The 19402-nt window shown below is 69.2% G+C and carries 19 protein-coding genes; 8 read left to right on the forward strand and 11 right to left on the reverse strand.

The window, feature by feature from the left end; genetic code table 11:
• The first annotated feature begins 25 nt into the window (after window positions 1-25).
• From ACJJV7_RS11370 to ACJJV7_RS11380, 3 genes are read left to right on the forward strand one after another with little or no spacing between them, the layout of a single operon-like run.
• The gene (locus tag ACJJV7_RS11370; RefSeq protein WP_405374641.1) at window positions 26-667 is read left to right on the forward strand and encodes a TetR/AcrR family transcriptional regulator; all 642 of its coding nucleotides are present in this window, start codon (window positions 26-28) and stop codon (window positions 665-667) included.
• Entirely contained in the window at window positions 664-1281 is a 618-nt protein-coding gene (locus ACJJV7_RS11375; protein WP_405374639.1) for a hypothetical protein, read from the forward strand. Before ACJJV7_RS11370 ends, ACJJV7_RS11375 begins: the two co-directional genes overlap by 4 nt.
• On the forward strand, window positions 1278-3173 hold the full coding sequence (locus ACJJV7_RS11380; protein WP_405374637.1) for a YhgE/Pip family protein: 1896 nt from the start codon (window positions 1278-1280) through the stop codon (window positions 3171-3173). The genes ACJJV7_RS11375 and ACJJV7_RS11380 overlap by 4 nt, the downstream gene beginning before the upstream one ends.
• A 7-nt stretch (window positions 3174-3180) precedes the next feature.
• Here the strand turns inward: ACJJV7_RS11380 and mnhG are convergent, their stop codons facing one another.
• The 7 genes from mnhG to ACJJV7_RS11415 form a co-directional block, all read right to left on the reverse strand.
• Window positions 3181-3537, reverse strand: coding sequence for a monovalent cation/H(+) antiporter subunit G (gene mnhG, locus ACJJV7_RS11385; protein ID WP_405374636.1), 357 nt, complete (start codon window positions 3535-3537; stop codon window positions 3181-3183).
• Window positions 3534-3806 (reverse strand): monovalent cation/H+ antiporter complex subunit F, encoded by a 273-nt coding sequence (locus ACJJV7_RS11390; RefSeq protein ID WP_405374634.1) that lies wholly within the window; start codon window positions 3804-3806, stop codon window positions 3534-3536. The genes mnhG and ACJJV7_RS11390 overlap by 4 nt, the downstream gene beginning before the upstream one ends.
• Entirely contained in the window at window positions 3803-4411 is a 609-nt protein-coding gene (locus ACJJV7_RS11395) for a Na+/H+ antiporter subunit E (RefSeq protein WP_405374633.1), read from the reverse strand. Before ACJJV7_RS11395 ends, ACJJV7_RS11390 begins: the two co-directional genes overlap by 4 nt.
• Complete coding sequence (locus tag ACJJV7_RS11400; protein ID WP_405374631.1) at window positions 4401-5972, reverse strand: Na+/H+ antiporter subunit D; 1572 nt, start codon at window positions 5970-5972, stop codon at window positions 4401-4403. The genes ACJJV7_RS11395 and ACJJV7_RS11400 overlap by 11 nt, the downstream gene beginning before the upstream one ends.
• A complete protein-coding gene (locus ACJJV7_RS11405; protein WP_405374630.1) occupies window positions 5972-6493 on the reverse strand; it encodes a Na(+)/H(+) antiporter subunit C in 522 nt (173 codons plus the stop codon). Before ACJJV7_RS11405 ends, ACJJV7_RS11400 begins: the two co-directional genes overlap by 1 nt.
• Window positions 6490-9408 (reverse strand): Na+/H+ antiporter subunit A, encoded by a 2919-nt coding sequence (locus ACJJV7_RS11410; RefSeq protein ID WP_405374628.1) that lies wholly within the window; start codon window positions 9406-9408, stop codon window positions 6490-6492. Before ACJJV7_RS11410 ends, ACJJV7_RS11405 begins: the two co-directional genes overlap by 4 nt.
• 86 nt (window positions 9409-9494) lie before the next feature.
• Complete coding sequence (locus ACJJV7_RS11415; RefSeq protein WP_405374626.1) at window positions 9495-10538, reverse strand: LacI family DNA-binding transcriptional regulator; 1044 nt, start codon at window positions 10536-10538, stop codon at window positions 9495-9497.
• Between the two features lie 69 nt (window positions 10539-10607).
• Between ACJJV7_RS11415 and ACJJV7_RS11420 the strand changes: the two genes are divergently transcribed.
• On the forward strand, window positions 10608-11822 hold the full coding sequence (locus ACJJV7_RS11420) for an MFS transporter (RefSeq protein WP_405374625.1): 1215 nt from the start codon (window positions 10608-10610) through the stop codon (window positions 11820-11822).
• Window positions 11823-11886: 64 nt separating this feature from the next.
• On the opposite strand, the gene nucS is transcribed toward ACJJV7_RS11420, so the two are convergent.
• On the reverse strand, window positions 11887-12573 hold the full coding sequence (nucS, locus tag ACJJV7_RS11425) for an endonuclease NucS (protein WP_405374623.1): 687 nt from the start codon (window positions 12571-12573) through the stop codon (window positions 11887-11889).
• Window positions 12574-12617: 44 nt separating this feature from the next.
• Between nucS and ACJJV7_RS11430 the strand changes: the two genes are divergently transcribed.
• A complete protein-coding gene (locus tag ACJJV7_RS11430) occupies window positions 12618-13298 on the forward strand; it encodes an HAD hydrolase-like protein (RefSeq protein ID WP_405374621.1) in 681 nt (226 codons plus the stop codon).
• A gap of 6 nt (window positions 13299-13304) precedes the next feature.
• Here the strand turns inward: ACJJV7_RS11430 and ACJJV7_RS11435 are convergent, their stop codons facing one another.
• The 3 genes from ACJJV7_RS11435 to ACJJV7_RS11445 form a co-directional block, all read right to left on the reverse strand.
• On the reverse strand, window positions 13305-13511 hold the full coding sequence (locus ACJJV7_RS11435) for a cold-shock protein (protein WP_018187833.1): 207 nt from the start codon (window positions 13509-13511) through the stop codon (window positions 13305-13307).
• A 168-nt stretch (window positions 13512-13679) separates the two neighbouring features.
• Window positions 13680-14711, reverse strand: coding sequence for an NADPH:quinone reductase (locus ACJJV7_RS11440; protein ID WP_405374619.1), 1032 nt, complete (start codon window positions 14709-14711; stop codon window positions 13680-13682).
• A 40-nt stretch (window positions 14712-14751) separates the two neighbouring features.
• Window positions 14752-16053 (reverse strand): cytochrome P450, encoded by a 1302-nt coding sequence (locus tag ACJJV7_RS11445; protein ID WP_405374617.1) that lies wholly within the window; start codon window positions 16051-16053, stop codon window positions 14752-14754.
• A 528-nt stretch (window positions 16054-16581) separates the two neighbouring features.
• Here ACJJV7_RS11445 and ACJJV7_RS11450 point away from each other — a divergent pair.
• The 3 genes from ACJJV7_RS11450 to ACJJV7_RS11460 all read left to right on the forward strand — a co-directional run bounded on the left by ACJJV7_RS11450 (window position 16582) and on the right by ACJJV7_RS11460 (window position 19118).
• A complete protein-coding gene (locus ACJJV7_RS11450; protein ID WP_405374951.1) occupies window positions 16582-17253 on the forward strand; it encodes an ATP-binding cassette domain-containing protein in 672 nt (223 codons plus the stop codon).
• A 105-nt stretch (window positions 17254-17358) separates the two neighbouring features.
• The gene (locus tag ACJJV7_RS11455) at window positions 17359-18534 is read left to right on the forward strand and encodes a hypothetical protein (protein WP_405374616.1); all 1176 of its coding nucleotides are present in this window, start codon (window positions 17359-17361) and stop codon (window positions 18532-18534) included.
• Window positions 18531-19118: a hypothetical protein gene (locus ACJJV7_RS11460; protein WP_405374614.1), complete on the forward strand. Its 588-nt coding sequence runs from the start codon at window positions 18531-18533 to the stop codon at window positions 19116-19118. Before ACJJV7_RS11455 ends, ACJJV7_RS11460 begins: the two co-directional genes overlap by 4 nt.
• The last annotated feature ends 284 nt before the right edge of the window (window positions 19119-19402 follow it).

The raw sequence follows: 19402 nt of genomic DNA on the forward strand, positions 1-19402 counted from the left end.
GTGTGCACTTTCGTACGATCGGGGGGTGACCTCGACCGCATCGACGCGTCGGCCGCGAAAGGATGCCGCGTCGAACCGCGCCGACATCCTCGCCGCCGCCGCGACCACCATCGCCCTGAATCCGCACGCACCGATCGACACGATCGCGCGTGCCGCGGGCCTCAGCCGCCGCGCACTCTATGGACACTTCGACGATCGTGACGCCCTCCTGCGCGCCGTCATCCGCGTGGGTGCGCAGCGGTACAACCTGATCGCCGACGAGGTCGACGACAGCGACCCGGCGCCCCTCACCCTCGCGAGGCTCGCCCTCGCGCTCTGGGACGGCGCCGCCCACGTGCAGTTCGCCGCGACGGTCGCCCTCGACGACACCCACGTCGCCGACACCGCCGCTGTGCTCACCCCGGTGCGGCGCCGCGTCCTCGGCGTGGTCGAGCGCGGCCGCGCCGACGGGTCGATCCGCACCGACCTGCCGGCCCCCACGGTCGCCCGCCTCGTCGAGGAGGCCGCGCGCACCGTCATCACCCGGCTCGACACCACGAGCCCCGACGCCGCCTCGATCGCCGTCCGCGCGATCCTCGGCGTCGCCGGGCTCGGCTGGCGCGACGCCGACGACGTTCTGACGGCGGCGCTCGCCCGGCGTGCCGCCGTCGCGGAGGCGCAGGCATGAGGGTCGAGCTCACCGGCGTCGCCAAGGGCCGCGGCGGCGCCGTCCTCGCGCCGATCGACCTCGCCTTCGCCTCCGGCGAGGTGACCCTGGCGACCGCGGAGACCGAACAGCGCCCGACGATCCTCGGCCTGATCGCCTCGGGAAGAATGCGAGCGGATGCCGGCACCGTCACCCTCGACGGGCGACCCGGCTCCCGCGCGATCCGGCGCCGGGTCGCGCTCGTCGACGCCCCCGACGTCTGCGACCCTGCCCCCGATGTCTCGGTGCTCGGCGTCGTGAGCGAGGAGCTGATGTTCGCGGGCCGGCGCTCCGACCCGTTCGCCGCGCTCGACTGGCTCGCCGACCACGACCTCCGGTCCCTCACGCGGGTGCCTGTCGGGCGCGTCGACGCCGACACCCGGGTGCGGATGCTGCTCGAGCTCGCCGTGCTGCGAGCGGGCGTCGAGGGCGTCGTCCTCGTCTCGCCCGACCGCCACGGCGGCGATCCCCGCCGGTGGTGGGAGATCGCCGAGGAGGTCGCCGCGCGCGGCCTCGCCGTGCTCGTGATCGCCGGCGAGGCGGCGGCCACCGCACTCGCCGACGCGACACCCGTGCACGCCGGAGGCATCCGATGAAGATCACCGCCATGATCACGGCCGAGCTGCGGCGCCTCACCTCGACGCGCATGCGGGTCGTCGCGCTGATCGCGCTCCTCCTGGTCCCCGTGCTGTACGGCGGGCTGTACCTCTGGGCGAACCAGGACCCCTACGGGAACCTCGACCAGGTCCCGGTCGCCCTCGTCGTCCAAGACGACGGCGCCACCCTCGACGGCGCGGAGCGCAACCTCGGGAACGAGCTGTCCACCGAGCTGCTCGACGACGGCACCTTCGACTGGCAGGTCCTCTCCGCCGACGGCGCCGCGCGGGCTCTGGGCGCGGGCGACGTCGACTTCGCCGTGACGCTTCCCGCCGACTTCACCGAGGCGATCTCCTCGATCTCGACCGCCGCACCTCGCCAGGCGGAGATCGACCTCGCGACGAATGACGCGAACAACTACCTCGCCTCGACGATCGGCACGCAGGCCGTCGAGAAGATCCGCACCACGATCGCCGACAAGGTGGTCCGCGAAGCGAGCCTCACCATGCTCGACGCTCTGAACACCATCCGGCTGAAGCTCGTCGACGCCGAGGGCGGCGCTGCGAGCCTCACCGACGGTCTCGGCGAGGCCGGGTCGGGGGCGCACCGGCTCACCGCCGGCGCGGCGACCCTCAGCGCGGGCACCGGGAAGCTCGAGGCGGGAACCGCCGACCTCGCAGACGGCGTCGGCACGCTGGCAGGCGGCCTCCACTCGCTGACGGCGGGGGCTCGCACCGTCGCCGACGGCACCGGCGAGGTGAAGAAGGTCGTCGACCGGCTCGGCGCCGCCGCGCACACCGTGGCCACCGCCGTGCCGGATGTCCGCACCGACCTCACCGACGCGCTCACCGCCCAGAACCTGACGTCCGAGCAGATCTCCCAGGTCCTCACCGTCCTCGACCCTCTCGGCGAACGGGCTACCGAGCTCGACGCCAGGGTGCAGACGGGTGTCGCGAAGATCGACGCCCTCGCCGCCGGGGCGGGCGAGGTGGCCTCGGGCAGCGCGCGCCTCGAGCGCGGCGCCGACACGGCGGCCACGGCGGCCGACAAGGTGGCCGCCGGCGCGGCATCCGTCGACAAGGGCGCAGGCCGGCTGCACACCGGCGCCGCGTCACTCGACGCCGGTCTCGGAGACCTGGCGACGGGCGCCGCGACGCTTCGCGATGCGCTCGGTGACGGCGCCGAGGCGCTGCCCGACGACAGCGCCGCGGTCCGCTCGGCGCAGGCCAGGACCCTCGGCGATCCCGTCGACGTCTCCACGAGCGCCGTGACCGCCGCGCAGAACTACGGCGCCGGACTCGCGCCGTTCTTCGCTGCCCTCGCCGGCTGGATCGGCATCTACGCGCTCTTCCTCATCGTCAAGCCGGTGTCCCGTCGAGCGGTCACCGCACTCCGCTCACCGCTTCGGATCACCCTCGCAGGTTGGGCGACCCCTGCCGCGCTCGGCGCCGTCCAGATGGTCGCGCTCTTCGCGGTGCTGGCCTTTGCCCTCGGCTTCGAGTTCGCCCACCCGCTCCGCACCCTCGGCATCCTGCTCCTGGCGTCGGCGACGTTCACCGCGATCATCCTCGCCCTGAACGTCTGGATCGGCTCGGTGGGGCAGTTCATCGGGCTCGTGCTCATGGTCCTGCAGCTCGTGACGGCGGGCGGCACGTTCCCCTGGCAAACGCTCCCGGCGCCGCTGGCGGCACTCCATCAGGTGCTCCCGATGGGCTACGTCGTCGATGCGATGCGGCAGGTGATGTACGGCGGGAGCGCCGACCGGGTCGGCGTCGACCTCGTCGTGCTGGCCGTATGGCTCGTGGGCGCGGTGCTGATCGCCCTGCTCGGCGTGACGCGGATGACGCACCGGCGCACGCTCCGCGACCTGCAGCCGAGCCTGATCGGCTGACTTCGCGTCAGCCGCCGGCGGCCGGCGGAGTCTCTTTGGCCTCGGCGAGCTCGTCGGTGAAGAGGTCGTGGCGGTCGATCGTCCCGTTGCGGTACGCCTGCCGCCCGACCATGTGCGCCGACAGCGGCGCGGTGGCGAACTGGATGAGCAGCACCGGCACGAGGAACGCGACCGCCGCCCACGACTGCAGTTCGATGCCGACGGCCAGGGCGATCAGCAGCAGTCCGAGCACCTGCGGCTTGGTCGCCGCGTGCAGGCGCGTCGGTACGTCACGGAAGCGCAGCAGCCCGATCGCGGCGGTGAGGCACAGCAGTGCCCCCGCGAGGATCAGCAGCATCGAGACGACGTGAAGGAACTCGGTCATTGCTCCGCTCCGTCCCGGCGCGCCACGAAGCGTGCGATGGAGATCGACCCGAACACCCCGACGGCGGCGACGATCAGCAGCACGGGGAGCGTCCGCGTGTGGTGGTTGATCGCCATCTCGGCCCCGAGCACGCAGATCAGCAGTGTGAGGAGGACATCGGATGCCACGGCGCGGTCGAGGATCGAGGGCCCGATGATGATGCGCCAGACGGTCAGGATGGCCGAGACGCCGAAGACGGCGCTGATGACGACGACGAGGACGGCGGTCATCGGTTGCTCTCCTTCGCGGCATCCTTCGCATCGGCGCCCTGCACGCGGGCGCCGCGCGCCTGGCGGACCGCGGCCAGCTGCGCCGTCGATCCGACGGCGCGGACGAGCCGCTCCTCCCACCGCTGCACCGACCGGCGCTGCCGTTCGAGGTCTTCTGCCGTGCGGACCCCGATGATGTGCAGGTAGATGATGCGGCGATCCCGGTCCGTCTCGAGCACGAGCGATCCCGGAATGAGGGATGCCGTCACGGCGACGTGAGCCATGATCAGGTCGTCATCGGTCACGAGCGGCACCGCGATCACCGCGACGCCGGGCTGGCGGCGGACGTCGAGGACCTGCCACGCGACGGTCAGCGAACCCTGCACGAGCGAGAACGCGAACTGCAGCAGGAAGACGAACAGCCACCAGGGGTTGAGCCTGCCCGACAGCTCTACCGGCGGGAGCCGGTAGACGGCCGTCACGAACACGGCGACGACGATCCCGGTGATCAGGGCGAGCAGCGTGAACTGGCCCCACAGGAGCATCCAGACGGCGACCAGCCACACGAAGAACGGCAGCTGACGCCAGATGCCGGTGAGGGCGCTGCGGTGGGCGTCACTTCCCATCCTCGACCACCTCCCCGAGCTGGGTGAGGGTGACGGGATACGGCAGCGCTTCGCCGATGCTCGCGCACAGGCGGTAGAGCGGCCCGGCGAAGATCGTGAGGGCGAGGGTGACGACGACCATGCCTGCCGTCGCTGCGGTCATCACGCGCGGGATCACACGCCGCTCGGTCTGCACGCCGGAGGCCGGCGCGTCGTCGAGGTACTGAATGCGGTCGACCACGCCGGGCTCGTCGGACTGGTCCTCGTCCTCGCGCCAGAACGCCAGGTTCCATGCGCGCATGAGGGCGTACAGGGTGAGCAGCGAGGTCACGATTCCGCCGACCATGAGCACGTACATGAGGGGCGTGCCGACCTCGGCAGCAGCGTCGAAGAGCGCGTACTTGCCGATGAATCCCGAGAACGGGGGCAGGCCGCCGAGGTTGATGGCGGGGATGAAGTACAGCACCGCCAGGAACGGCGCGGCGCGCATGAGCCCCTTAACCTTCAGGATCGAGGTCGATCCTGCGCGGCGCTCGATGAGCCCGACGGCGAGGAACAGGGTCGTCTGCACCACGATGTGGTGGACCATGTAGTAGATCGTCGCCCCGAGCGATTCGGCGGTCCCGACCGCCAAGCCGAACACCATGTAGCCGATGTGGCTGACGAGGGTGAACGACAGGATGCGTTTGAGCTCGGCCTGGGCGACGGCGCCGAGGATGCCCACCACCATCGTGGCGAGAGCGACGATCAGCAGCAGCGTGTTGACGTCGTTCTCGCGGAAGATCTGGGTCTCGGTGCGGATCATCGCGTAGACGCCGACCTTGGTGAGCAGTCCCGCGAACACCGCCGTGACGGGGGCGGGCGCCGTCGGGTAGGAGTCGGGAAGCCAGAACGACAGCGGGAAGACGGCCGCCTTGATGCTGAAGGCGAGCAGCAGCATGAGGTGGAGGACGAGCTGCACCTCGTCGGGGAGCTCGCCCATCCGATCGGCCAGCTGCGCCATGTTGACGGTGCCGAGCGCGCCGTAGATCGCCGCGATGGCGGCGAGGAACAGGATCGACGACACGAGGGAGACCACGATGTAGACGACGCCGGTGCGGATGCGCGACTCGGTCGACCCGAGCGTGATGAGCACGTACGACGCGACGAGCAGGATCTCGAACCCGACGTACAGGTTGAAGAGGTCGCCCGCGATGAACGCGTTGAAGATGCCCGCCGCGAGGATCAGGTACGACGGGTGGAAGATCGAGACGGGCGTCTCCTCATCGCCGTCGGCGGCGCCCTGCCCGACCGAGAAGATGAGGACGGCGAGGAGGACGATGCTCGAGACGACGACGAGCAGCGCCGCCAGGCGGTCGACGTAGAGGACGATGCCGAAGGGGATCGGCCATCCGCCCACCGACACCGCGAGGGGCACGCCGCTCGCATCGACGGCGAACAGGAGCACGGCCGCGACGATCGCGACGAGGGTCAGCGTGGTGATCGAGACACCGACCTGCACGCGACGGCGACGGCCGAAGATCAGCGCCACGGCCGCACCGAGGAGCGGCAGCGTGACCAGCAGAGGGACGAGCGCGCTCATCATGTGTCGCCTCCCGGCCGGTCGACGGGCGCATCGTCGCGGAGTTCAGCGATGTCGTGCGTGTGGAGGATCATGATCGGCGACGTCGCCGTGCCGATGAAGTCGGTCGTGGCGTCGTCGTCTTCATCGGTGATCTCGTCGTCCATCGTGTCTTCATCGGATGCCGCGCGCTCCCGGACTTCGCGGTCGGCCTCGTCATCGACGACCGTGTCGGCCTGTCCGAGCTGCCAGGAGCGGTAGATCAGCGCCAGGAGGAAGGCGGACACGGCGAAGGTGATGACGATCGCGGTGAGGGTCAGGGCCTGCGGGAGCGGGTCGCTCATCTCGTCGGGGCTGTCGGCCGCGCCGAAGAACGGCGCGATGCCCGGCTGGCCCATCACGATCATCAGGAAGAGGTTCGCGGCATTGCCGAGAAGGAGGAAGCCGATGAGGACGCGGGTGAGGCTCCGTTCGAGCATCGCGTACACGCCGGCCGCGAAGAGCGCGCCCATCACGATGACGAGGACGAGTGAGACGGTCATGCGTTCACCCGCTCTCGGATCTCCTGGGTCTGGCGGTCGACCTCGGCGCCCAGCGAGCGCAGCACGTCGAGCACGAGACCGATGACCACGAGGTAGACGCCGACATCGAACAGGGTCGACGACACGAACTCCACGTGTCCGATGAGCGGCAGATCAGCCTCCCAGAACGTGCTGGTGAGCGGCGCCTGGCCGAACAGCAACGGGAAGAGGGTCGTCACGACGGCGAGCAGCATGCCGGCGCCCAGCAACCGCCCCGCATCCGTCGGCGCGGCGGCGCCGAGCTCGTACCGGCCACCGGCGACGTAGCGCATCACGAGCGCCATGCCGGCGACCAGCCCGCCGGCGAACCCGCCGCCGGGGAGGTTGTGCCCCGCGAACAGCAGGTACAGCGAGACCACGATGATCGTGTGGAACAGCACGCGGACGATGACCTCGAGCATGAGCGAACGGTTCTCGGGGCGCACCTTCTGTCCGCCGACGAGCCACGCCTGTCGGGTGCTGCCGCCCGCCGCCCCGCGGGGGCGCGGGCCGTCCGCCGTCTCGACCAGGGGGCGCCGCGTGCGCGCTCCCGAGGGGAGGGGCTGGATGCGGCTCGAGAGCGTGTCGGCCCGGTGCGTGACGAAGACGAGGGATGCCACACCGGTCGCCGCCAGGATGAGCACCGACAGCTCGCCCATGGTGTCCCACCCGCGGAGGTCGACGAGGGTGACGTTGACGACGTTCTTGCCGTGGCCGATCTCGTAGGCGAGGGCGGCGAACCGGTCGGAGATCGGCTCCGCGACCCGGGCGCCCGTCGCGATGAGGGCGATCGCCGACATGGTCACGCCTACGCCGATGCCGATCACGGCGCGGAAGACGGGCAGCACGGACGCGTTGTGGTCGCCCATGCGAGCCGGGATGCGACGGAGGACGAGCGCGAAGGCGATGAGGGTGACGGTCTCTACCAGGATCTGCGTGAGGGCCAGGTCGGGGGCGCCGCTCGTGGCGAAGAGCAGCACCATGCCGAGCCCGGTGACAGAGACGAGCACGACGCCCGTGTACCGCTTGCGCGCCCGCACGGCGACGAAGCCCGCGAGGATCATGATCGGCGCGACGATGATCTGCGCCGGGCTCTGCCACGCGTCGAACGCGATCTTCCATTCGGTGCTGGCGAGGAGCGCGGTCGCCTCTGCCGCGATGAACACGACGAAGATGGTGCCGACGTAGAAGGGCAGCGAGCCGCGCTGCGTGAGCGAGGTCGTCCAGACCGAGAGCTTCGCGATGCCGCGGAGCGAGCCGTTGTAGAGGTCGTTGGCGCTGAACGGGAGCACACGGCTCTTCCACTGCATCCGCTGGACGAGCCAGAAGACGCCGGCGCCGAGGGCGATCGACCCGAGCGACAGGAACAGCGCCGGCTCCCACCCGTGCCAGAGCGCGAGGTGGTACGGCGTGCCGCCGGCATCCTCCGGGATCGAATCGGCGTAGCCCGACAGCGCCTCATCGAGCAGGGGCGAAGCGAAGCCGGCGATGACCGTCAGCCCGCTGAGGATGACCGGCGCGATCATGAAGCCGATCGGCGGGTCAGGCCACTCCGTTCGCGCGAGCGGTGCGCCGTTCGGATCCTTCTTCGTCCAGAACGCGCCCCAGATGAAGCGGATGCCGTAGGCCGCCGTCAGTGCGGAGCCGAGCAGGATACCGATCAGCGGCCCGAGGGCGCCGGGAGTGGCACCGCCCTCGAGGAACGAGGTGAGCGTCGCCTCCTTCGCGACGAAGCCGACCGTCGGCGCGACGCCGACCATAGAGGCGATCGCGATGATCGAGAACGTCGCCAGCGTGGGCGCCTGCCGGCCGACCCCCGACAGCTCGCCGATGTTTCGGGTGCTGAGCTGGCGGTCGATCACGCCGACGATGAGGAACAGCGACGATTTGAACAGCGCGTGCCCGAGGAGCAGGGCGAGCCCGGCAAGGGCGGAGTTCCGCTCGCCGTAGCCGAGCACGACGGTGAGCATGCCGAGCTGGCTCACCGTGCCGAAGGCGAGGACGCGCTTGAGGTCCGACTCGCGGAGCGCCTGGATGCCGCCGAGCAGCATGGTGAACAGGCCCAGCACGATGATGATCGGTCGCCAGGGCTCCGCTTCGGCGAACCCGGGCGCGAACCGCGCGATCAGGTAGATGCCCGCTTTGACCATCGCCGCCGCGTGCAGGTACGCGCTGACGGGGGTCGGGGCGGCCATCGCGCCGGGGAGCCAGAAGTGGAACGGGAAGATCGCCGACTTGCTGAGCGCCCCCACGAGGAGCATCACGAGCGCGGCGTTGAGCGCGGCGGCCTCACCGCCTTCGAAGACCGGCCCGGCCTCGATCATCGTGGAGATGCTCGTCGTGCCGTAGAGCACCACGAGCATGACGACGCCGATGAGCATGACGAGGCCGCCGAGGGTCGTCACCAGGAGAGCCTGCAACGCCGCGCGCCGGCTCGCTCCGCGTCGGTGGTAGAAACCGATGAGGAGGTAGGAGAGAACGCTAGTGACCTCCCACAGCATGATCAGCACGACGATGTCGTCGGTGAGCACGAGACCGTACATCGCCCCCGCGAAGGCGAGGAGCACGGCGGAGAACAGCGCGAGTCCCTCGCGCTTGCCGGTGAAGTACCAGCGGCAGTAGATCATCACCAGCGCGCCGACGCCCGTGACGATCAGCGACATCACCCAGCCGAGCACATCCATCTGCATCGACAGCCGCACGTCGAGATCGGGAATCCAGGCATATGCCTCGAACGGGATATCCCCCGCGAGCACGCGCGGGCCCTGGAAGGCGGTGTGCACGAAGGCGATGACGGGCACGACGGCCGCGACGAGGAAGGTTCTCGACCCCCACCGCTTCACGAGCGTCGGGAGGAGAAGGGGAACGATCGCGAACGCGGTGAGGAGGAACAGCAACCTGGCCTCCTCTGTGCGTCGCGGGGGTCGTCTCGTCCAGTCTACCCGGGGCTGACCGTCCGAACGGCCGCGCCCGTGCGGTCGGGTCAGCGGGGACCGGTCGTGTTCCCCCGTCGGAATGTGCAGGTGAGGGTCAGGGATGCCGGTTCGCGGTCTTCGATCATGGCCACCACGGCCTCGCCTGCGGCGCGGCCTTTCGCCCCGGCATCCTGCACCAGCGTCGTGAGGACGTAGGGCGCGAAACCGTCGACGACGACACCGTCGAAGCCGGTCACGCTGACATCCTCGGGGACGCGGAGCCCCGCCTCCTCTGCCGCCCGGATGACACCCGCGGCGAGGAGGTCGCTCATCGCGATGACGGCGGTGGGCCGTTCGCCCGCGAACAGGACGCGCCCGGCGGCGAAGCCCTCGTCGATCGTGCTCTCCGCGGCGGCGTACGCGGGGGCGTCGGGATAGACGTCGCGCGCGCCCTGCAGGCGGTCGCGAGTCACGTCGACGGTGACATCGGAGTCGTGGGCGATGAAGCCACGCTGCATCGCTCCGTTCTGGGCCAGCGTCACGATGGCGACATCGGTGTGCCCGAGTGAGCGCAGGTGCTCCGCCGCCTCGCGCTGCGACTCCCGGTTGTCGAGGAGCACCTGCGGGACGTCCGCGCCGGCGTCGCCCTCGATGACCACCACCGGGATGCCCCGGCCCCGGAGCGTGTCGACCGACGAGCGGACGATCTCGTTGCAGCCGATGAGCACGGCGGCGTCGATGGGCGCGGTGGTCAGGCTCGGCCCCGTCGCGCGGCCCGCGCCGGCGGGCTCGTCCTGGAGGAGGAGGACCCCCGCGCCGATGGGCGCGATCGCATCGCTGAGCCCGTCCATCATCACGGAGGTGACCGGGTCGCGGAAGGCGGTGCCGAGGCGTTCGCGGAACAGGACGGCCACGATCCCCGCCCGTCCCGTGCGCAGCGAGGCGGCCCGAGGATCGGGGCCGGTGTACCCGAGTGTGCTCGCCGCCGCGAGAACGCGCTCCCGCGTGGCATCCGAGACGGCCACCTTGCCACTGAAGACCACGGATGCCGTCGACGGCGAGACGCCCGCTTCTCGCGCGACATCGGTGATGGTGGCGCGCCGGGAGGTCATGCCCCCGATGCTACCGCCTCGGAAATGATGTCTCGAATCGTTTCGATATCTCCCGCTAGAGTGTGCTTCATGCATTCCGAGCTGACTTCCGCACGCCTTCGGGCATGGCGCCTGGCCGTCTTCGCGATCTTCACGGCGAGCGGCCTGAGCATCGCCACATGGGCGTCGCGGGTTCCCTCGATCAAAGCGGCCCTCGACATCGACAACTCGACGATCGGCCTCCTGCTGCTCGGCATGGGCGCCGCGTCGATCATCGGCCTGTCGCTGTCGTCCGTCATCGCCGCCCGACTGGGCACGCGCCGCGGAATGCTCCTCATGATGCTGACCCTCGCCGCCGGCATCGCCGTCATCGGACTCGGCACCGAGGTCTGGCCATCGCTCACGATGGTGCTGATCGGGCTGGCGATGTTCGGGTTCGGCAACGGGGCGCTCGACGTGCTCATGAACGTCGACGGCGCGGCCATCGAGGTCGAGGTGAACAAGACGATCCTGCCGCTGTTCCACGCCTTCTTCAGCTTCGGCACCGTCATCGGCGCCGGGATCGGCGCCGCGGCAGCCGGCTGGCGCATCGGCGTCTTCCCGCACACCGCCACGATCGCCGTCGTGATCGTGGTGATCGCCGTGGTCGCCTACCTCTACGTTCCGCGGCGCACCTTCGGCGACGCGAGCGACGCCCCCAGCGGCTGGCGCGAGCGCCTCGTGACGGCGCTGTCGGCGTGGCGCGAGCCGCGCACCTACGTGCTCGGCATCGTCATGCTCGGGATGGCCTTCGCCGAGGGCGGCGCCAACGACTGGATGGCGCTCGGCGTGAGCGAAGACCACCAGGGTGGTCCGGCCCTCGGAGCCGTCGCCCTCACCGTCTTCTCCGTGGCGATGACCGTGGTGCGCGTGTTCGGCGGGCCGCTCGTCGACCGATTCGGCCGCGTCGCGACACTCCGCGTGCTCGCTGCGACCGCCGTGGTCGGCATCCTGCTCTTCATCCTCGCGCCGAACCTGCCGCTCGTCTTCGTCGGCGCAGCGCTGTGGGGCGTGGGCGCGTCACTCGGCTTCCCGCTGGGCATGTCGGCTGCGGCGGACGACCCGCAGCACGCTGCGGCCCGCGTGAGCGCGGCCGCGACCATCGGCTACGTCGCGTTCCTCTGCGGGCCGCCGGTGCTCGGTCTGATCAGCGACCACATCGGTCTGCTCAACACCCTGTTCATCATCGCCGCGCTCGTTGCAGCATCCGGCTTCGCGTCATCCGCGGCCAAGCCGCTTCCGGGCACGCGCGGCACGGGGCACTGACCCGAGCGGTCACCGCGCCGGGGGCGTTCAGAACAGTCGGAGCGCTCAGAAACAGGCCGAGCACTCAGAAGAGGCGGGGCGCCCCCGACTCGATGCCCTTCATCTCGTCGTAGTCGAGCGTGACGCAGCGGATGCCGCGATCGGTCGCCAGCACTTTGGCCTGCGGTTTGATCTCCTGCGCGGCGAACACCCCGGTGACGGGCGCGAGGTGCGGATCCCGTCCGAGCAGCTCGAGGTAGCGCGTGAGCTGCTCGACGCCGTCGATGTCGCCCCGGCGCTTCACCTCAACGGCGATCGTGCCGCCCGCAGGGTTGCGCAGCAGCAGGTCCACCGGACCGATCGCCGTCGGGAACTCCCGGCGGACGAGCGTGAGACCGTCGCCGATCACGCCGACCTGTTCGGCCAGGAGGCGCTGGAGGTCGGCTTCGACACCGTCCTTGACGAGGCCCGGGTCGGACCCGAGCTCGTGCGCGGAGTCGTGCAGCACCTCATAGAGGCGCACGGTCAGGGCGTCGCCGGTCTTGGCATGCGTGACGAGCCACTTCTCGATGACATCCACGTCGTCCTCGCCGGGCTCCACGACTGTCAGCGTGCACGGCGGGCTCATCCAGTTCAGAGGCGCGTGCTGCGCATCGCGGTGAAAGGCCACCGTGCCATCGGCCTTGATCATGATGAGGCGGGTGGCGAGCGGGAGATGCGTTTTCAGTCGACCGGTGTAATCGACGGAGCAGCGGGCAATGACGAGACGCACGGCGTCGAGCCTACCCGCGGAGGCGAGGCCCGTAGGCTGGCCTCATGACGACACGATCCCCCTGGTCCTGCATCCTCTGGGATGTGGACGGCACCATCGTCGACGCGTCGGTCGGCATTCTCAGCCGGCTCGATCGCGCACTGACGCACTTCGGTCTTCCGGCGCCCACGCGCGAAGAGCTGGTGCACTGGATCGGTCCGCCCATGTTCGAGTCGTTCCAGAAGAACGTCGGCATGACGCCGGAACAGGCCACCGAAGCGGTGACCTACTACCGCACCCTCGGGCGCGCAGACGGCTTCACCGCGGGGGCGAGGCTCTACCCGGGAGTCGGGGAGCTCATCGCGGACATCGCGGATGCCGGGATCCCGCAGGCGACCGCCAGCTCGAAGCCGGAGAATCAGGTCGTCGCGCTCATGGAGCACTTCGGCCTGTCCGATCACATGCAGGCGATGGCGGGGGCGACGCCGGACGAGAAGACCTTGGCCTCCAAGTCCGACATCGTCGCCGAAGCGCTCCGGCGCCTTGCGGCTGCCGGAGCTGACACCAGCCGACCGATTCTCATCGGTGACCGGCACCATGACGTTGAGGGTGGCGCCGCGAACGGCGTTCCCGTCATCTTCGTGCGGTGGGGCTTCAGCTGGCCGCACGAATCAGAAGGGGCGCAGGCGGCTGTCGACACGATGGCCGACCTTCACCGCCTGCTCCTCTTGTCAGACAATGTCTGACAAGCCTCAAACGGGGCGGATGTTCTCCGCCTGCAGGCCCTTGGGGCCCTGTGCGATGTCGAACTCGACGCGCTGGTTCTCTTCCAGCGAGCGGTAGCCCGAGGACTCGATGGCGGAGTAGTGGGCGAAGACGTCGGCGCCGCCCTCATCGGGCGCGATGAAGCCGAAGCCCTTTTCCGAGTTGAACCACTTGACGGTACCGCTGACGCTCATGAACTGCCTTACTGATAGATGCCGACGACGATTGTGTCGGTCGCTCCCAACCTAGCCGTCTCAGGGCTCCCTGTCTCCCCCTAAGAAAGAAGGAGACACAAACGTTGCGCGTTCGTCACCCGACGGATGCCTCCCGCGAGGCGTCGGGAGGCACCCGGAGAGGTGCCGTCACCCGCTGTGGGATCCGGTGACGTCGATGAGCACCTTGCCGACGACGCCGCCCTCGACGGCGTCATGGGCGGCGGCCGTCTCCTCCAGCGGGAACCAGGTGAGAGGCAGGCCCGCCGCCTCACCCACCGGCAGCGCGCCGTCGCGGAGAGCGGCGGTGATGTCCTCCGCTGCGTCCGCCAGCGCCTCGTCGCCCACCGTGTAGAGGAGGAGTCCCTGCACCCGCAGGTTCTTCGCGAAGGCCGGCCGCACGGGGAAGGTCGCCTGGTCGCCGCCGTTGTCGGCGTAGAACGCGATGCTGGCATGGTTCGCCGCGACCTTCCCGTCGAGCGCAGCGTTCTCGACGAGCGAGACCTCGACGATCTGGTGCACACCGCCCGGTGCGATCGCGGCGATCCGGTCCGCGGCATCCGGCTGCGTGTAGAACACGATGTCGTGCGCACCCGCGGCGCGGGCGAGGGCGGCTTTCTCGTCCGACGACACCGTCGCGATGACCCGCGCGCCTGCCCACGCCGCGAGCTGGATCGCGGCGTGACCGACGGCACCGGCGCCTCCCGCGACGAGCACCACACGGCCGTCGAGCGCGCCGGGCGACAGCCTGCGGGGTCCGAACTCGTGCACGGTCAGTGCGCGATGGGCCGTCATCGCGGGGACGCCCAGGCTGGCGGCGACGTCGAATCCGATTCCCTCGGGCAGCTTCACGGCGCGGGACTCCGGCACGACCGTGAGATCCTGCGCGGTCCCGGTGGGGCGCCCGTGCTGAGCGAGGTGGACCCAGACGCGGTCACCCTCGTGAAGAGAGGTGACGCCCTCGCCGACGGCGTCGACCACGCCGGCGCCGTCCTGGTTCGGCACCACCTCGTCGAAAGCCATCGGGGCGCCGCTGCCGGAGCGCGACTTCCAGTCTGTGGGGTTCACGCCGGACACCTCGACTTTCACCCGCACCTCACCGGCGCCCGGCTCGGGCACGTCGCGTGTCACGAGGGAGATGACGGAGGAATCCCCGGTCTGGGAGTACAGCATCGATCGCATGGCGTCGTCCTTTCCTACTGTCGTCGAGTCGTGCGCTGCCTCAGTGAAAGGGGCAGCGCGACGGTGAATTCGCCGGGCGGACGCGTCCGCCGGAGCGGGGCTTGGTCGGCATCCGTCGCCTGCCTACCTCGAGCCCGCGCCCGCTGATGCGGATGCGGGGGTCGCTCAGCGCGGCGATCGCCGCCGCGAGGCCCGCGATGGCCAGTTTCTCACCGGGGCAGCGGTGGCCGGTAGCCACCCCGCCGCCGCCGTGGGGCACGAAGGCCGTCAGCGCCTCGTAGTCGTCCACGCCACGGAAGCGCTCGGGATCGAACTCGCCCGGTCGCTCCCACGACGCGGCATCCGTGTCGGTGCCGAGGATGTCGAGCACCACCCGACCCCCGGCGGCGACGCGCTCCCCGGCGAGCTCGACGTCGTCGGTCGCCCAGGCGGGGAGCATCGGGACGAACGGCGAGGTGCGGCGGATCTCCTGCGCGAACATCGTCGCAAGCTCACCCCCGACGAGGGCGCCCCGCTCGGCCGACTCCGCCGCGATGCGCCGCCGCCACTCCGGGCGATCGTGAAGATGCTTCGCCGCGAAGGCGACGAAGCGCGAGACGGCGATCATCGGCCGGAAGCTGTTCTGCAGCTCGACCCCCGCCAGGCGGGCGGACAGAAGCTCGCCGTCGGGCCCGCGGTGCGATGCCCATTCGTGAAGCGCCGTGCCCTCGGGGGCGGTCAGCGATCCGCCCCGCACTGCCTCGATCAAACGGGCCGCGTGCCGGTCGGACCAGCCCCGGTTCACCACCGCGAGCAGGTACTCGGGTGAGTACGGCACCCCGAACCCGTCGACGATCTGCGCCTGACGCCGCGCCCACCGCGTCTGCGCGGCCGGTGTCCCGGGAATGCCGGCCCACCGCATCACCGCGCGGCCGAGGGCGCCCACCGCCGCGTCGTAGGCGGAGTGGTCACCTCCGCCGACCCAGTCGTCGAGTTCCTGACGCCACTCCTCCTCGAGGAAGGGCAGTAGCCGGGCGACGTGGGCGTCGTCGTAGAGGACGTCCACGAACGTCCCCTTCCGATGGCGGTGCTCGTCACCGTCGAGGCTGTGGACCGATCCGTGGCCGAACAGGGACTCCTGGATGAAGGGTGGCATCGCGCCATGGCGGCGAATGCGCGACTCGTCATAGAAGAGCTCGACGCCCTCTGTTCCCCGCACGAAGAGCGCACCGCGCCCGAGCAGTCGGAACGGGACAGCGCGGGCGCCGCGCTCGGTTCGTCGCCAGAGGTGAGATCCGAACCCGTACCCCCGGGTCAGGAGCGACACCGAGTCATCGGTCAGAAGCTTCGAAAGGGATGCCATCCATCGACGTTGTCACCTGGCCCACCCGTGATCGAGGGGGAGGAAATACGGCGAGCGGTGTGATAGCCGGAGAACGACGAAGCCGGTCGGGGTTCTCACCACCGACCGGCTTGATCTCGATTCCGCACAACAGCTGCCGAATTGTCCGACATGCTTCGCTGTGGGTGTATTTGCAAATCCCAAACCCCTTGCGAATCAAGGCCTCGCCAGGTCCTATTTATCGACGATTCTGAGCTAAGCCCTCCGCTTTTCTGTTCTTACTCGGCCCCGCGCTCGTCATCGCGGATGTCGCTCGTCCTGATCGCTGTCAGAGGAGGGTTGGCGATCGTCGGTCGGTCTCGCTCACTGCAGGAATGCGCACGGCGCGTGTCGCCGATGCGAAGTGGACGATCATCAGGCCGGTGGAGCTGAACTAAGGCCGGTTGAAGTCGATAAAGTCATCTCGAGCAGATCGATCCGGGGGGACCTTTGCTGAACCTCACCATCGAACGGTTTGGGTACGCCAAACGTCGGGACCAGCTGCGAGATGTGCGCCTTAGCGTCGGACCTGGGCGCACCGTACTTCTTGGACCGAACGGCGCAGGAAAGACAACGCTCCTCAAGGCTGTGGCCGGAGTTCACGGCTTCGATGGATCACTCGACATCGACGGCGATCCTCAGTCGACACGCCGACGGTCAAAGGCATACCGGTCTGCGGTCGGGTGGCTACCCCAGAACGTCACACCACTGCCAGCCCTCACCGCTCGTGAACACGTCGCCTACCTTGGTTGGTTGAAAGGCTTGTCGACCCGCACCGCAGCCGTGCGAGCGGCCGACGCACTGGCGATGGTGGGCCTCGAGAGCAAAGCCGACGAGCGTGCTGAACGCCTGTCGGGAGGGCAGATGCGACGCCTGGGGATTGCTGGTGTCCTCGTGCACGACGCGGCCTACCTACTCCTTGACGAACCGACGGCTGGCCTCGACCCGCGAGAGCGGGATCGCCTCGTCAATGTCCTGCGCGACATAGAGAGAGACCGAAGCGTCCTCGTCTCCACTCACGACGCGGGAGGTCTCATCGACGAGAACTCTCAGGTCGTCGTTCTGGCCGCCGGCAGTGTCCGCTTCTCCGGTTCACGCGCGGCATTCATCGAGGAGCACCCCGCAGCGTCGGTGGATGATCAGTTGCGGTTGGCTTATGCTGCGCGGGTTCCGGAGGACTGAGTGCGACTCCCCTACCCTCTGAGACGCCACGCGGTTCTGTGGATGCTACTCCCCGCATTGCCCCTCCTGCTTCTTGTGCTCGGACAATCGAACACGAGCGCTCCCATGCCCGGCTACTGGACGTGGACGGTCGCCCATTCTGTTCTCCTCATCATCGTGCCGGCCGCTGTGTCCGCGACGGGCGCCGCCCTCGCTGCGTCCCGTTTAAGGGCTAGGCGAGTCGAGAACGTCACGATCACGAGGAGCTCCTGGAGGGTGGTGTGGAGCGCGCTCTGGCCGAGTTACCTCGCTGGCTTCCTCACGCACACTGTGGCAGTCGCCGTCACCGCGGTGGACGCTTTCGGCGGCGACAGCGAACTACCGTGGGGCATCATCGGAGCGCTCACAGCGGTTCTCTGCTTCCACACCGGTGTCGGCTTCGCTTTGGGTGCCCTTCTCCGACCGGTTGTCGGTATCGCGTTGGCCTTGGTGGCGAGCTACTCCTGGCTCGGGTTTACCGGGGTGGTGGACTGGTTCCCCCTCCGCCACCTGGCGGGGCTGGTGTTGGAAACATGCTGCTTTTACGACGAACAAGTCGATGCTCGTTCGGTCATCGCGGTCACCATTTTCAGCCTTCTCGCCTCAGCCGGACTTCTCATCTCCGGCACCATGGCGCTTCGACTTGATCGCGCGTCCCGACCGCTATTGCTTAGCGTCGCTGGAGCCCTGATCGTGGCCGCGTTCGTCGGCGGTCTCGTGGTCGCCAGGCCCCTCACCAGCACAGCCGCTGAGCCGCGCGACGCGGCAGCACTCGAATGTGCAGGGCAACCCGTTCAGGTCTGCCTCTATCCAGAACAGATCATTACCAGCGACCCACGTCCTCTCGTCGCTGAGATGATCTCGACCCTCAGGGACGAAGGCATCGCTCTGCCCACGAAGGTCGTAGCGGGCCGGTCGACGAGCGATCCAGACGTGCTGCCGTTCCGATACGTGCCAGGGATGAACGACGTATCGATCGCTAGCTCACTCGCGAGCAGCGTGCAGGGAGAGCTCGATCTGAACTGCGAGGATGAGGTCGCAGAGCGAACAATCGCCCGTCAGGATGCTTCGGACACAGCGCGCGCTTGGCTGATGCTGCAGATGGGGAGCACAGTCGATGCGAGTGCGGCCGAGTCGCTACCGACGGACCTCCCTCTGCTCGCCTCCCTGTTGAGAGCAGAGCCCGCGGCGCAAGTCCAGTTTGTCAACGCCGCCATTGCATCCATGCGCGACTGCGCCGTCGATCCGCCGACGACCTCGTGAATCTCGCCGCGAAGACGTATCGCCTCGCCTGGGTGGTGCCGTTGACAGTGCTCATCACCGCACTCGCCGTCGGCTTAGGGAGTGTCCTGGTGCCGCTCCCATCCTTCACAGGGACGGGGGGCGTGCCGTTCTCTGTTCTGACCGCTCTCCTGTTCGGGGTCATCATCGCCTTCCCCCTGACGGCAGGCTCGCCCGGCGACCGGACGGTTGCGGTCCGCCAACCTTCCCTGATTGCAGCGGGGATGGTGATCGTCGTCCTCGTCCCCTCAGCGGCCCTGGCGGTCACGGTCGAGGTGGTGGCGCCGGGAGGCCCGGTGATTCACTATCTCGCAGCGCTGGGATGGCTACTCGGGCTTCAGCTGCTCACAGCGACCTTCATCAGCGCCACCTATCAGGCACTCCCCCCGGCCTTGTACGTACTCGTGTGCGCCTTGCTCGGGCGCGCAGACGGCGAGGTTCAATGGTGGGCCTGGCCGCTCGACGACGCAACGGGGACAGCACTACCGCTGGCCCTCGGACTCATTACAGGCGGGATCGCCATTGCATCGCTCGGTGCTTTCGGCTTGCACCGTGACGAACACTGATCTCAACCCTCTGTTGTGATGCGGAACTCGACAGTGCGACACTCGACGCCCGAACACGCGCGTGGTGCGATGGGCTTTCGTCGCCTCGGCACCGCAACGCCCATACTCGTGATGCCGAGAATGGGGCTTCGAGGAACAGGTGCCCACGCCTGCGACGCAGCGGAATCCACCGCTCCTTCGGGCGATCCCGTTGCGTAGAACGACGCTGAAGGCCTTGGGCTGGAGCACGCCTCCGAGCGGCGCGCGCGGGCAGGCCTCCGTCAGTAAGAGCGGGCCGCACGCTA

The organism is Microbacterium sp. Ld4 (assembly GCF_045066555.1).
Classification (GTDB): Bacteria; Actinomycetota; Actinomycetes; order Actinomycetales; family Microbacteriaceae; genus Microbacterium.